Origin of the sequence: Wolbachia endosymbiont (group B) of Camptogramma bilineatum (assembly GCF_947251825.1) — a bacterium.
Lineage (GTDB): Bacteria > Pseudomonadota > Alphaproteobacteria > Rickettsiales > Anaplasmataceae > Wolbachia.
On the sequence record NZ_OX366391.1, the window covers coordinates 1,426,330 to 1,439,867 of the forward strand.

A 13,538-nucleotide genomic window follows, 5' to 3' on the forward strand; every position below is an offset into this window, starting at 1 on the left:
GTACCTATTTAGGAGTACCTTTCTTAGAATTCACGTGTTGAAGAATGATTTCTGCTAAACCTTTACTAATTCCAGGTACGTTTTGAATTTCAGCTAGAGAAGCTTTGCTTATGTTTTCTACCGAACCAAAATGAGACATGAGTGCCTTCTTTCTTTTACTGCCAACACCAGATATTTTACTTAATTGTGAAGCAAAAAACTGTTTATCGCGTTTTTTTCTATGCGAAGTTATCGCAAAACGGTGAGCTTCATTACGCAGCAATTGTAAATAAAGCATGACCTTACTGTCACTTGCTAGAGTAAATTCTTCTCTGTCCGGCACATAAAATCTTTCATTTCCTGCATTACGATCATGACCTTTCGCCATACAAGCAAAAGGAACTTTTATATTCAATATTTCCAACACATTCTGCACTATGGAAACATGTCCTGGACCGCCATCAATCAGTAAAAAATCAGGAATGATGTCTTTTATATTGCCAGAGAAACGTCTAGTCAGCACTTCTCTCATCATTTTATAGTCATCACCTGAAATTTCTTCTTTTATAGTAAATTTTTTGTATTCACTTTTTAAAAAACCTTCCTGCCCTGCAACAATCATCACACCAACTTGTTGATTTCCAGATATATGGCTATTATCATAAACCTCGATACGCTTTGGAATATTTGGTAACAAAAAGATTTTGCTAAGCTCTTCGAGCTTTTCTAGGTTATTTCTATAATCAGTAAGCTTCTGCTCTAGGCTATGCTTAGAATTATTGTAAATAAAATTCAACAAATCACGCTCTTTACTATTTTTTGCATACAAAACTTTTATTGATTTTTGAGTAAGAGCATAAAGTGCTTGTTCTATAATTTCCTTATCCTTAATAAAATCGGGAACGTAAATTTGTGCTGGTGGTGTGCTAACTGGATTATACAAATTGACCAAAAAGGTGGATAAAATTTCATCATTTGGATGATCACTACAATTCTCAATGAAGTAAGGAATGCTTCCATAGTTACCTTTATCTCTGAAAGATAGTACACCAATGCATGCTAAGTCTGCCTCACGTACAATGCTGAAGAAATCTGCATCTTCTTCAAAAGAAAAATCCATTGGCTGCATTTGAATTTGCTGAAGAAATTTCAATCGATCTCTATAGACAGCAGCAAGCTCGTAGTTCATCTCCCTACTGCACTTTTCCATTGTAGAAAATAGCTGTCTTTGCACTTCTTTATTCCTTCCTAGCAGAGTATCTTGTGCTTGTTTTACTGATTTGCAGTAATCATCTTTTGTAATTTTATCTACGCATGGTGCTGAACAGCGCTTAACTTGATACTCAAGACATGGTCTTTTTGTTGAAGAGAAATATTGATCTGAACATACTCTTAAGAGAAAAGCTTTTTGCAATGATAATATAGTGTTCTTAACAGCAGCGGCAGATGGAAAAGGGCCGTAGTAATGAAACTCATTCTTCTTAAACTTACCTCTATATTTCGCTATTCTTGGATAATCATGCTTAGAAATTGTTATATAAGGATAAGATTTTCCATCCCTAAGCAAAATATTATAAGATGGTTTTAACGATTTTATTAACTGTGCTTCAAGAAGCAATGCTTCGATTTCATTCTCAGTGATGAATATTTCAACCTTAATAACCTGTGAGATCATTACTCTGATTCGTTCAGAAAGGTTTTCGAATTGAAGGTAGTCGGATAATCTCGACTTCAAGTTTTTTGCTTTACCAATGTATAAAACCTTATTCTTATCTCCAACCATCTTATAAACGCCACAGGATTGTGGAGATGATTTGATTTGTTCCTTATATTGCCTGAGCATTTATCAATTGTTTAACCTGTATAAGGTTAAACTCTGCTACTAAATGAAAGGTAGAAACAACATTTGCAAGCAAAGATAACCTGTTTATTCTAAGCTCATTAGAATCACAGTTAATCTTTACACTGTCCATAAATTGATTGATAAACGGAGCAAAACGAGCAAGTTCATCAAGCGCTGTATTAAAGTCGTTATTTTCTATCGCTTGTTTGATGTTTTTAAAAGCAGTTATAGCACAATTTGATAGCGCAATCTCCTCATCTTCAATCAAAAACTTCTTACTGTAAGATGCATTATAAGTAGTGCCATCACTTTTTTTTACTTTGCTTATTATGTTACTGACTCTTTTGTAAGTGCCTAGAACTTGTTCACCTTCTTTTGTACTAAGATAATGATCCAATATAACAGTTTGCTTTTCCGCTTTCAGCAGATCATTAATATCGACTTTATATAGTATTGAATCTACAACATCTTGCCTTATATTTCTATTTTTTAAAATAACCTTGAACCTTTCTAAGCAGAATTTAAATACTAGTTCTGAAATTTGTTTTTCACTTGGCTTATCAACTGGAGTTATATTTTTATTCAATAGAAGCCTTGAACATAAAGATACTGACTTATCTATCAGCAATCTAATTGGAATATGCAAATTATTTTCAAGTATTGTTCTAATTATACCAATTGTCATTCTCCGCAAACCAAACTGATCATACGAACCAGAGATTTTCTCACCTGCTGCAATTAAGCCAACCAAACTATCCATTTTGTCTGCAATAGCTACAGCAATCGCAGTAGGAGATTTAGGGCATTCTTGGTCCGATCCAATTGGCTTATAGTGCTCAGTTATAGCTTCCACTACTTCTTTATCCTCTTGAAAATAAGAAGCGTAGTATCCACTCATTACTCCTTGCAATCCCGGAAATTCTTTCACTATCAACGTTGCAAGATCTGCCTTTGCTAAATATGCAGCACGTTCAACTTTAATTAATGAAGCATGTGGAATAAATATCGCTATATACTTTGAAAGAGCGATAATACGCTTCACTTTTTCTTCTACGCTACCGAGCGAAGCATGAAATGAAATAGAGCTCAATTTTTTGACATAGTAATCTAGGTTTTCCTTCTTGTCTTGAGATATCAAAAACTGGGCATCAGCAAGACGTGCTTCTAATATTCTTTCATGGCCTTTGACAACTTCATTGTTGTTAACATTTACAATAGTAACAAAATGTGATATTTTCTGTCCATCACTTAAAGCAAGATACTTTTGCTGCGTATTAATTATACTAAGTATTACTTCCTTCGGTAATTCTGATGATTTTACTTTACCAAATAATACTATTGGCCACTCTATAAGCCCTGCCAATTCATTAAGTAAATAATCATTTTTTTCAAGTTGTAAGTTCTCCTCTTTTGTAAACTTATTAATCTGATCTAGTATAAATTGCTTTCTTTTGTCCAACTGGAGAATGACATTATTTTTTTCTAACAATTCAAAATAGTCTTTGGGTGTTTTAACAGTAAGTACTGCATCACCTGAGAGAAACCTATGACCATACGTCACGTTGCATGCTGTAACCCCTGCAAAAGATATAGGTATTATTTCGTCATTTAAAATACATAGAATATTTTTAATTGGCCTAACCCATCTCTCTTTTCTTTCACTCCATCTCATACTCTTTGGCCAAGAAAAGTTTTTTAGCATTTCCTCCAGTTGATTTTTGAGAAACCCGTTGATGTTAAATAAGCAGCTTTCTCTCTTAATGAAGTAAAAATCTTCATCGTTTACTTTGCGAATGAGTAAATCTTCTTCACCTTTCCGATTTTTTCTCAAAAAACCTTCGATAGCACTTTTCGGTGCATTAACTCTTGGTCCTTTAATCTCATTGTTAGAATCTTTTAGCTCCAAAGCACTTATGCCATCAATAAAAAGAGCAATGCGACGTGCAGTCACATAAACTTCTATAGATGCAAATTTCACATTATTTTTACTAAAAGCATTAGTGATATAGCTCTTAACCTGAGCTGCAGATGAATTCTGCATTCTTGATGGAATTTCTTCTGAAAGACATTCAAACAATAATTGTGACAACATATTCTACTTTGCTCTATATAATTCACAGCATTTTTTTGTTAACTCTCTCACTCTACCAATATAGGCTGTACGTTCATTCACACCAAGCACACCTCTTGCATCAAGTAGATTAAGTAGATGGCTCGTTTTAATACATTGGTCATAAGCTGCTATCGGCAATTCTTTTTCAACAAGGAATTTACACAGTTTTTCTGTATCCTCAAACTGCTGTTGTACTACTTTAGTATCATAATAATCAAGTGCCAGGTAAGAAAACTCTCGCTCTCTTTGTTTAAAAATATCTCCATAAGTTGCACCGCTACCGTTCCACATTATGTCGTAAACATTATCTACACCCTGTATGCACATTGCTAAACGCTCTAACCCATATGCTACTTCACCAGGAATTATTCTGCAGTCAATACCTCCCACTTGCTGTATATAAGTAAGTTGTGTTACTTCCATTCCGTTGCATGTAACCTCCCAACCAAGACCGGATGCACCAACACTTGGGTTTTCCCAATCATCTTCAATAAACTTAATATCATATTCTTTTGTCGATACACCAAGAGCTTTTAAGCTATTTAAGTAAATATCTTGCAAATTGCTGCCAGATGGTTTTATTATAACTTGGTATTGATGATGCTGATATAAACGATTAGGGTTGTCGCCATAGCGTCCGTCTGCAGGTCTGATTACTGGTTGTAGATACGCAATTTTTGTTGATTTTTCGTCAATCGCTGACATGATTGTTGCGGGATGTAGTGTTCCAGCTCCAACTTCAGACGTATATGGATGAAGTATAGTACACCCTTCATCTGCCCAAAAATCTTGTAATCCCTTTATTATATCCTGTAGATTCACGCAAACTGTATATCTTTTAAACTGAATACATAAGCAAATAAGTACTATTCTATACTTATTTTTTTAATAGTGCCATGAAAATAGTCACTCAAGGCTATTGAACTTTCTTTTACATACTCAAATATGCTTTTATTTAAAACAATCGCATCATGCATAGTCAGATCGCAGAATATAAATGCAGTCAAGTACAATAAAATCACTGCATAAAACACATGAAAAATCCCTTCAAATGTGATTGATATTGCATTGTTATAACTAAGCTGTATCGTACTTATCGGCCATGGTTTTATTACTTCTACAATATTAAAAAATAAATAAGGTGTTATAAAGAAAAAGAACAAATGCATAAGATCATTAAACCAAAATGGACATTGAAGTATTGCTTTACATATACTTAGATAGAATTTACTTACAATATAATAAATTGACATTATTGCCGGCATCGAAAGCGCAACAGTCAGCACCTGTCCTGATGCTATTTGTATTACTATATTCTCATCACTGCTAGCTGAAGGATCTTGAGTATGAAAAATAGATATGCCAACTAATTGCAGCACTAACATAACTATTGCTAGCTTGGTAAAAATAGCAGCTACAACTATGCCTGAATTCGGCATTTTATATAGTATAAAATCACCTCCGTATGTAAGCATTAATATAATGTCGGTAATAAATAATATTAGAAAAGAAGACCAATAATGCTGCCAACCCGGTAAATATCCTACTCCTAAAAAAGAGCTTACTATTTTGGCAGGAAAAACCTTGCCTAGCACCTTACCCAAAAATTGAAAAAAAATCCCCATGTCCTAACTAACACTTGACTTATATTTTTCACAATACTGAATTGTAATGGACTTATCAATACACTTCTTGCATAGAAAAAAGGCAAATAGTTAAAAACGATCTAAATTTACCAATAACCGTTATCCCTTCTTTCTTCATATTATTGTCTCTATCCCAGTGCTCCTTTTCCTGTCATTCAAGTAGCCCCTTTGCGTCATTAGATCTCTTGCATAACTGGAATTCAAAAGTTGATGTCATTCCAGCTCATGACGCTGGAATCTAGTCTTTATTATGATTCAATTTGCGGTTAGTTTTTCTGGATCACAGTGTCACGCACTGTGATATGATGTCAGTATGTATAGCTAATTCAAAATATTAAAAAATTTACTAAATAAAAAAAAAAGGCAAAAGAACCCCCTTATAGCGAATTTTATAATTTAAATTGATAATGTGCTAACAAGCGCGATTTGGCTGAATGTAGAAAAAATAAAAAAGACATGCAGCCGCTATAATTTTATGTAATCTGCCAATATATACCTGAGTTTTTTACTGAATTTTTGTTGTTAAATCTGTAGAGATTAAAAACAAGGATAAATACTCTTATTGATATGATAAGGAAAGTGGGAAGGTTTGTCAAGTCACTTCGGCCAGCTACCTACTTAGATGTTCCACACTGCTAAGTAGATACCAAATTTTTTGCAACATCAAGTGCAGCATAGGTAAATATTGCACTTGCACCTGCACGTTTAAAACCAATTAAGGACTCATAAATCACTCTGTTATAATCCAGCCAGCCATTATTTGCTGCAGCTTTTATCATTGCGTATTCACCGCTTACTTGGTAAGCAAAAATCGAAAAATTAAACTTTTCACTTGCTGTTTTTATTACATCTAAGTATGGCATACCCGGCTTTATCATAATAAAATCTGCACCTTCATCTATATCCATTTCGATTTCGCAGATTGCTTCACGTGCATTTCTATAATCCATTTGATAACCACTTTTGTCGATGAAATTTGATGATGCGCACGAACCGACAACTTGCCTGAACGGCGCATAGAAGCTAGAACAGTACTTTACTGCATAGGACAATATTGACACATTCTGAAAGTTATTATCATCCAATGTTTTTCTTATTTTTCCTATCCTGCCATCCATCATATCAGAAGGAGCAACTATATCGCATCCTGCTTTTGCTAAAACAAGTGCTTGCTTACATAATGCTGACACAGTCTCGTCATTTTCTACATCTATCCTACTGCTTTTTAAAATGCCATCATGACCGTGAGTAGTGTATGGGTCTAGTGCAATGTCTGCAATAATGCCAATATCCGGTACATTTGATTTTACAGCACAAATTGCTTTACAGATTAAATTGTCAGGATTGTACGCTTCCTCGGCGTTTTCAGATTTTAGTTTACTATCAACTACAGGAAAAATTGCAACAGCATTAATCCCCGAGTCCTTAGCTTTCTGAATTATAGAAATTAATCCATCTATTGAATAACATTTGATATCAGGTAAGCCAGAAATTGGCTCAATTGTTTCTTCTCCGTCATGAACAAATAAGGGAAAAATCAAATCATTTACTGATAAAGTGCTTTCACTTGTTAAATTGCGAATCCACTTGCCTGAGCGCCTACGCCTTAACCTTGTATTTGGGAAATTAAACATTGGATCCAGGCAAATTCCCAGTAAAAAGCAACACTCCTGAAATGAGTATTACCCAAAGTACCGATATTGGCAAAAATACTTTCCAACCAAGACGCATTAATTGATCATAACGATAACGAGGTATTGTAGCTCTAATCCAAACAAATATAAACAAAAGTACAACTATCTTCAAAACAAACCAGATTAAACTAGGAATTTTATACAGCAAACTAAGCTCTAATGGAGGATACCACCCTCCTAGAAAGAATATTGTCATCATAGCGCTTGCTAAAATCATATTTGCATATTCTCCCAAGAAAAAGAGAGCAAAAGGCATTGATGAATACTCGACGTTATACCCAGAGACGAGCTCTGCTTCAGCTTCTGGTAAGTCAAATGGGTGACGATTAGTTTCGGCAAGCAAAGAAATAAAAAATATTATTCCTATAGGCATTAGTAATAAATCAATCCAAAATGGCATATTATGTTTCGCTACCACCATCTCTCCAAGATTTAATGTGCCAGTTGTAATAACAACTGTAGCAACTATTAGACCTATTGAAACTTCATATGAAATCATTTGAGCAGCTGACCTTATAGCGCCAAGAAATGCATAATTAGAATTACTAGACCAGCCTGCAATAATAATGCCATATATTCCCAAAGAGGATATAGCTAGCACATAAAGCACTCCAACATTAATATTTGCTATTACCTTAGGGATTATTACCTGCTGTCCATTTTCTGTAATTATTTCAGCTCCAAATGGTATAACTGCCCAGGAAATTAATGCTAAAATAAAGGTGAGCATTGGAGCCATAATAAACAGTATGGTGTTTGCTCTAAATGGTATTATCGGCTCTTTAATTATCAATTTGATAGCATCTGCAAATGGCTGTAGTAGCCCAAATGGCCCTACTACACTTGGACCATGCCTTAGTTGAATTGCACCAATAACTTTACGCTCAAAGTACACTAAATATGCTACTGAAAGCAAAAGTGGAATAAGAAGAAAAAGAATATCAAATATCAAGTACATGCAACCCTAAATCAAAAAAATAGTTCATAATTGTGGCAATAAAAAATACAGCAAATGCTCTAGACACAAAAGACAATGTCCCTATTGAAATCAATAGGACAACACTTTTCTGTACAGCATTTAGCTTAATAGAATAGTAAAATGATATGCATATGAATGACACTAGTGACATCATAATTAAGATCATTGTGAGAGGCAAATAATTCCCTCTTCCCTCGGTAACTATAATAAATGTTATTGCCATCCATACATATCCTTCCGTAAATAGTGCAATAATATCATTGATAAAATCAACTAGCTTATAAACGAACTGTTTTTCTAATGTATTTTGTTCTTTACACAAAAATATAGAGTTTAATTTTCGTTGAAAATATACCAGAATTATTAGTAATAATGGTGTTAGAATAAATAAAATATTAAGTAGAGTGTTCATAAAAATTCTTAGTACAATCTGCCATTATTTTTGAAGCGCGACTTATTGAGTCTGTCATATAAAAATTACACTTTTTTAGAGTGAAAGAGATATTACTTAATTTTATTTCATCACAGGTAATTGGTACCCATTTGTTTTTCACCACTTGGTCAAGATCTCTAAACTGTGGACCAATAGTGTATAATTTCTTCCTCACATCAAATAAATTATCGTATAGTAAGGAAAGGCCCAAATATTGGGATAAATTTTTTATAATCAACCAATCTTCCTTTGCTTCACCAGGAGGAAAAACAGCTAAATTTGTTCTCTGTACTCGCCCTTCAGTATTTACATAAGTTGCATATTTCTCTGTGTAAGCAGCTCCAGGTAGAATAACATCTGCTATGTGTGCTCCACTATCACCATGATGGCCTTGATAAATTACAAATGTACTTTCTAACTTTGATATATCAATTTCATCTGCGCCAAGAAGATAAACTACTTCTATCTCACCACTTTCTGCCTGTTTTAGCATCTGATTAATGTCTTTTCCACCTTTGCTAGGAACAAATCCAATATCGAGTCCACCAACCCTTGCTGCAGCCTTATGCAGTACGTTAAAGCCATTCCAGTCATCTCTGATCATGTTAAATTTTTCTGCAATTTTGCCAGCTAGAGCTAAAACTGATTCAGAATCATCTCTTATTAATGCATCTTGACCGATAATTAGCATAGGGTTCTGAGCCGCACTCAGTAACTCGCAGAATTTGTGATTTCCCTCTTCTATTTCTTTTAGAACGTTTGGACCATCACCTAATCTTTCAACATTATATAGATATTCAAGATTAGGACCAATATTTGCAATAGTGAAATTACCTTGTAAATATCTCTTTCTCAATCTTGCGTTAATTATTGGTGCTTCTATTCTTGGATTTGTATTTATAAGCAGACATAAATCTGCATTTTCTATACCCTCAATAGTGGTGTTGAATACATATGACCCACGATTATTTGATATAAGCTTTGCTCCATCTTGCCTACAATCTATATTCCCCGAGCCGAGCTTCTGCATCACTTCTTTGAGTAGAAGCATAGACTCACAATCTGCTAAATCACCTGCAATTGCAGCTATTTTATTTGATTTTGTATTCTTTAATTTCTTTGCAGCAACAGTTAGTGCTTCATTCCAATCAACTGGGGCTAATTTACCATCTTTTTTTACATAAGGTTGATCAAGACGCTGAACTTTTAGTCCATCATAGGCAAAACGGGTTTTATCTGATATCCATTCTTCATTTACCTCTTCGCTCAGCCTTGGTAATATTCGCATAACTTCCAGGCCACGATAATCAACTCTCATGCTACTTCCCACAGCATCTAGCACATCTATAGTCTCACAATGTGATAGCTCCCATGGACGCGCTGTAAAGGAGTAAGGCTTTGAAGTTAAAGCCCCTACCGGGCAGAGATCTATGATATTTCCAGATAATTCAGAACTAATATGCCTTTTTATGTAAGTGCTAATCTCTACATTTTCTCCCCTTCCGATTCCTCCAAGTTCATTTGTACCTGCAACATCAGACAAAAATCTAACACATCGAGTACAATGAATGCATCGATTCATCGCAGTCTCAATCAGTGGACCAAAATGTTTTTTTGGCACAGCTCTTTTATGCTCATCAAGTCTGCTTATTCCTTTCCCATAAGCCATTGTTATATCTTGCAAATCGCACTCACCACCTTGATCACAAATTGGACAATCAAGTGGATGATTAATTAGTAAAAATTCGAGCACTCCTTCACGCGCCTTTTTTACCTTGGGAGTATCCGTGTGAATAACCATACCCTCTGCAACTGGCATTGCACAAGAAGCTACTGGTTTTGGAGGGCCACCCTCAACTTCAACCAAACACATTCTGCAGTTACCAGCAATTGCTAAACGCTCATGATAACAAAATCGCGGAACTTCAACGCCCACAACTTCACAAGCTTGAATTATAGTGAGCCCATGCTCTACTTCACATTCCTTAGAATTAATAGTAACTTTAACCACAACTACTATACAGCTTCCCACTTTATAGGATTGCCGCTTACCTCATCTTCAACTAGATTGCCATTTTCATATTGAGCAGACATATAATTCATGCGCGAGTCACGATCTATATATCTAACAGGTTTTACCGGTTTATCTTTATACATTTTTTGCTCGGCTTTCTTACGCTGAGTAGGGTTATTTTTACTAGCTGTCTTTGCTTTTCCACCTACTGCCATATAAACTCCTAAAAACTTCTCATTTTATTTTAACACTTAAGTATATAGCGTCAATACTAAATGGCTTTAAAGTTTTAATAGATCATCATTACAATCATCATTTGAACAAAAATACTTTCTTAATGCTGCTCAAGTTCGTAACTTTAGAATCCTCCAAAAAGAAAGTGCAAGTTACTTTTATGATATCATTTTCTACGCCTTGTAAATAGACAATCATGTAGCCATGAATTAAGCCATAAACCCAATACAAATATCCCTAATCATTAACCTCATAGTATTTTTCAACTAATTTATTGAGCAACCTTACACCGAAACCTACTGCCCCTCTTGGAGAAATATCAGTGCCTTTTTCATGCCAAGCAGCGCCCGCAATGTCTAAATGCGCCCAATAAGTGTCGTTCACAAAACGCTGTAGAAACTGTGCAGCCATTATGCTATCCCCACCAGAACCTGCAGGAGCTATATTTTGCACATCAGCAATCGGTGAATCAATAATTTTGTTATAAGTCTCATTCATAGGAAAGCGCCATAATTTCTCATTTACTTCATTTCCTGCATCAATCAGATGATTTGCTAATTCATCGTTATTTGAAAAAAGACCAGCATATTCATTATTTCCAAGCGCAACCACTATAGCACCAGTTAAAGTTGCAAGATCAACCATAAATTTAGGTGAGAATCTGTCTTGCGTATACCACAAAGCATCTGCAAGTATGAGCCTTCCTTCTGCATCAGTGTTCAACACTTCTATCGTCTGTCCAGACATCGAAGTTACTACATCACTTGGTCTTTGAGCATTACCGTCCACTGCATTTTCTGCAAGTGCAACTACACCAACTGCATTTACCTTTGCTTTTCGTCCAGCTAGAGTACGCATCACCCCAACCACAGTAGCAGAACCCGCCATGTCATATTTCATTGACTCCATACCGCGTGAGGGTTTAAGTGACACTCCACCAGTGTCAAACGTTATACCCTTGCCTATAAAAGCTATTGGTTTTTGTTCTTGAGAAGCCCCATTCCATTTTACCACCACTAACTTTGGCTCTTTACTACTTCCTTGTGCTACTCCAAGCAGGGCTCCCATTTTTTTCTCTTCCATTTGCTTTTTATCAAGCACTTCAACCTCAAGACCAAGTTGAGTAAGTTCAGCTTTTATACGATTAGCGTAAGACTCTGGATATAAAATATTAGGTGGCTCAGTAGTAAAAGCACGTGCAAGAAAGATACCTTCACCTTCGTGTTTTAAACGCTCAAATGATTTTTCAGCACTACTGAATTGCTCATCTTTCGTTAGCACTGTGATCTCCTCTACTTCTGTAATTTTTTCATCTTTTTTAGTTTTATACTTATCAAACTTGAAACTGCGCAGAAATGCTCCATATGCAACATTTGCTGTACTGCCCTCGATTGAAATAGCTGCTCGCTTGATTCTTAATCTGCTTAGCTCACAATATATTTTACCACCAATATTTAATCCTTTGCTTTCATCCCATTCATCTCTCATTCCAAGACCAGCAACTATAATATTTTTTCCCTCTGATGAAGTAACGGAGAAAAATTCACCAAAACCTCCATTAAAACCACTAAATTTCTTGATGTTATCTATAGCTTGCTTATCTTGTAGAACATTAGTTATGAGCTTATCACCCTCAAACAAACCTACCACTAGCGTCTCAAAATCGGGTAAAGCTTTAGAAATTGTTATCTTCATCGTTGACATCTCCGTTGCAAATAATTGTAAGCTGCACATAAAACATAGTAAAAACATTAGTAAGATATTTTTCATATACATTTTAAGTACAATAGCGCTTAAGACTACTATGAACTCCCCTGATATGCAAGGGCTTTATCTTTTATCAGAAAATTTGTTATGCCCACCTAGGGTTATATTAAATGTGTAGGTCTTCATGGCCTGATTGTTATAAGTAAATGGTGCTATCAGAAGGCTTGCAAGTCCACTCTCAATAAGATTACCAAGAAGAAGATCATCACAGTTATCGCAATTATGATCAGCAAAAAACATTTGTGTTGTGAATTCTGGAAAATCTGGATGTTGGACCAAAAAGTTTATGTGTGGAGCCCTATCACCAATTTTACCTGGTACTATTGTAATAAAATTATAATAGCCAAGGTTATTTACTACAAATCTTCCTGATCCAGCAAAATTTGGATCAAGCTCCACATTTTCATCATAATAGCTCATGCCAAGTGAGTCTGCGTGCCATATAGAAACCACAGCATTTTGTATCGGCAAGCAATTTACATCAGTAACTCTACCCACTACATTTATTAATTCTCCTGCTGCATTATTTGGAGAGCCAGGTTTTCTTCTTAAATTATTTGAAGAGTTAAAGCTTTTTGGCCTTGTTTCAAGATCATAAATTCCTGGAGTTTCAATACAATTAAGCAAAATAGGATCAGCCGCAAATAATGACAAATCGAATATAAATTGTACTAAAAACGCTAATAAGATATTTTTTACATTCATTTTGTTTATAGTGCTTTTATCAGAATTATAGCAACCTTTTTCTTTTATTAAAGACAAGACTTTCTTTGAAGCCTCCTTAGAATCACAACTATCCTTTCAGTGTATGAGTTTTAGGTTTTAGTACTGCATAC

10 protein-coding genes are annotated in these 13,538 nt (G+C 35.0%); all 10 read right to left on the reverse strand.

All coding sequences use genetic code 11. From position 1 onward, the window contains the following. Window positions 1-4 precede the first annotated feature (4 nt). Window positions 5-1,822 (reverse strand): excinuclease ABC subunit UvrC, encoded by a 1,818-nt coding sequence (gene uvrC / locus OPR44_RS07315; RefSeq protein WP_264377651.1) that lies wholly within the window; start codon window positions 1,820-1,822, stop codon window positions 5-7. Continuing rightward, window positions 1,806-3,914 carry a glycine--tRNA ligase subunit beta gene (gene glyS / locus OPR44_RS07320; protein WP_265014830.1) on the reverse strand — a complete coding sequence of 703 codons (2,109 nt, stop codon included), beginning with the start codon at window positions 3,912-3,914 and terminating at the stop codon, window positions 1,806-1,808. The genes uvrC and glyS overlap by 17 nt, the downstream gene beginning before the upstream one ends. Window positions 3,915-3,917: 3 nt before the next feature. Next, window positions 3,918-4,757 carry a glycine--tRNA ligase subunit alpha gene (locus OPR44_RS07325; RefSeq protein ID WP_264374578.1) on the reverse strand — a complete coding sequence of 280 codons (840 nt, stop codon included), beginning with the start codon at window positions 4,755-4,757 and terminating at the stop codon, window positions 3,918-3,920. A gap of 44 nt (window positions 4,758-4,801) precedes the next feature. Further along, the gene (locus OPR44_RS07330) at window positions 4,802-5,560 is read right to left on the reverse strand and encodes a phosphatidylglycerophosphatase (protein ID WP_265014831.1); all 759 of its coding nucleotides are present in this window, start codon (window positions 5,558-5,560) and stop codon (window positions 4,802-4,804) included. Between the two features lie 656 nt (window positions 5,561-6,216). Beyond that, the gene (gene hemB, locus OPR44_RS07335) at window positions 6,217-7,215 is read right to left on the reverse strand and encodes a porphobilinogen synthase (protein ID WP_265014832.1); all 999 of its coding nucleotides are present in this window, start codon (window positions 7,213-7,215) and stop codon (window positions 6,217-6,219) included. After that, window positions 7,208-8,233 (reverse strand): NADH-quinone oxidoreductase subunit NuoH, encoded by a 1,026-nt coding sequence (gene nuoH, locus OPR44_RS07340; protein WP_264374576.1) that lies wholly within the window; start codon window positions 8,231-8,233, stop codon window positions 7,208-7,210. The genes hemB and nuoH overlap by 8 nt, the downstream gene beginning before the upstream one ends. A gap of 416 nt (window positions 8,234-8,649) precedes the next feature. Further along, a complete protein-coding gene (gene nuoG, locus OPR44_RS07345; protein ID WP_265014833.1) occupies window positions 8,650-10,698 on the reverse strand; it encodes an NADH-quinone oxidoreductase subunit NuoG in 2,049 nt (682 codons plus the stop codon). Window positions 10,699-10,703: 5 nt separating this feature from the next. Next, window positions 10,704-10,916, reverse strand: a complete 213-nt coding sequence (locus OPR44_RS07350) for a hypothetical protein (RefSeq protein ID WP_264374574.1) — start codon at window positions 10,914-10,916, stop codon at window positions 10,704-10,706. Between the two features lie 256 nt (window positions 10,917-11,172). Beyond that, window positions 11,173-12,630, reverse strand: coding sequence for a leucyl aminopeptidase (locus OPR44_RS07355; RefSeq protein ID WP_264685257.1), 1,458 nt, complete (start codon window positions 12,628-12,630; stop codon window positions 11,173-11,175). Between the two features lie 135 nt (window positions 12,631-12,765). Then, the gene (locus OPR44_RS07360) at window positions 12,766-13,407 is read right to left on the reverse strand and encodes a protocatechuate 3,4-dioxygenase (RefSeq protein WP_064085711.1); all 642 of its coding nucleotides are present in this window, start codon (window positions 13,405-13,407) and stop codon (window positions 12,766-12,768) included. Window positions 13,408-13,538: the final 131 nt, after the last annotated feature.

What these genes read in the sequence shown, in the direction of transcription:
- uvrC (WP_264377651.1), bottom strand. Translation starts at nt 1,822, where the DNA reads ATGCTCAGGCAATATAAGGAACAAATCAAATCATCTCCACAATCCTGT.
- glyS (WP_265014830.1), bottom strand. Translation starts at nt 3,914, where the DNA reads ATGTTGTCACAATTATTGTTTGAATGTCTTTCAGAAGAAATTCCATCA.
- OPR44_RS07330 (WP_265014831.1), bottom strand. Translation starts at nt 5,560, where the DNA reads ATGGGGATTTTTTTTCAATTTTTGGGTAAGGTGCTAGGCAAGGTTTTT.
- hemB (WP_265014832.1), bottom strand. Translation starts at nt 7,215, where the DNA reads ATGTTTAATTTCCCAAATACAAGGTTAAGGCGTAGGCGCTCAGGCAAG.
- nuoH (WP_264374576.1), bottom strand. Translation starts at nt 8,233, where the DNA reads ATGTACTTGATATTTGATATTCTTTTTCTTCTTATTCCACTTTTGCTT.
- OPR44_RS07350 (WP_264374574.1), bottom strand. Translation starts at nt 10,916, where the DNA reads ATGGCAGTAGGTGGAAAAGCAAAGACAGCTAGTAAAAATAACCCTACT.
- OPR44_RS07355 (WP_264685257.1), bottom strand. Translation starts at nt 12,630, where the DNA reads ATGAAGATAACAATTTCTAAAGCTTTACCCGATTTTGAGACGCTAGTG.
- OPR44_RS07360 (WP_064085711.1), bottom strand. Translation starts at nt 13,407, where the DNA reads ATGAATGTAAAAAATATCTTATTAGCGTTTTTAGTACAATTTATATTC.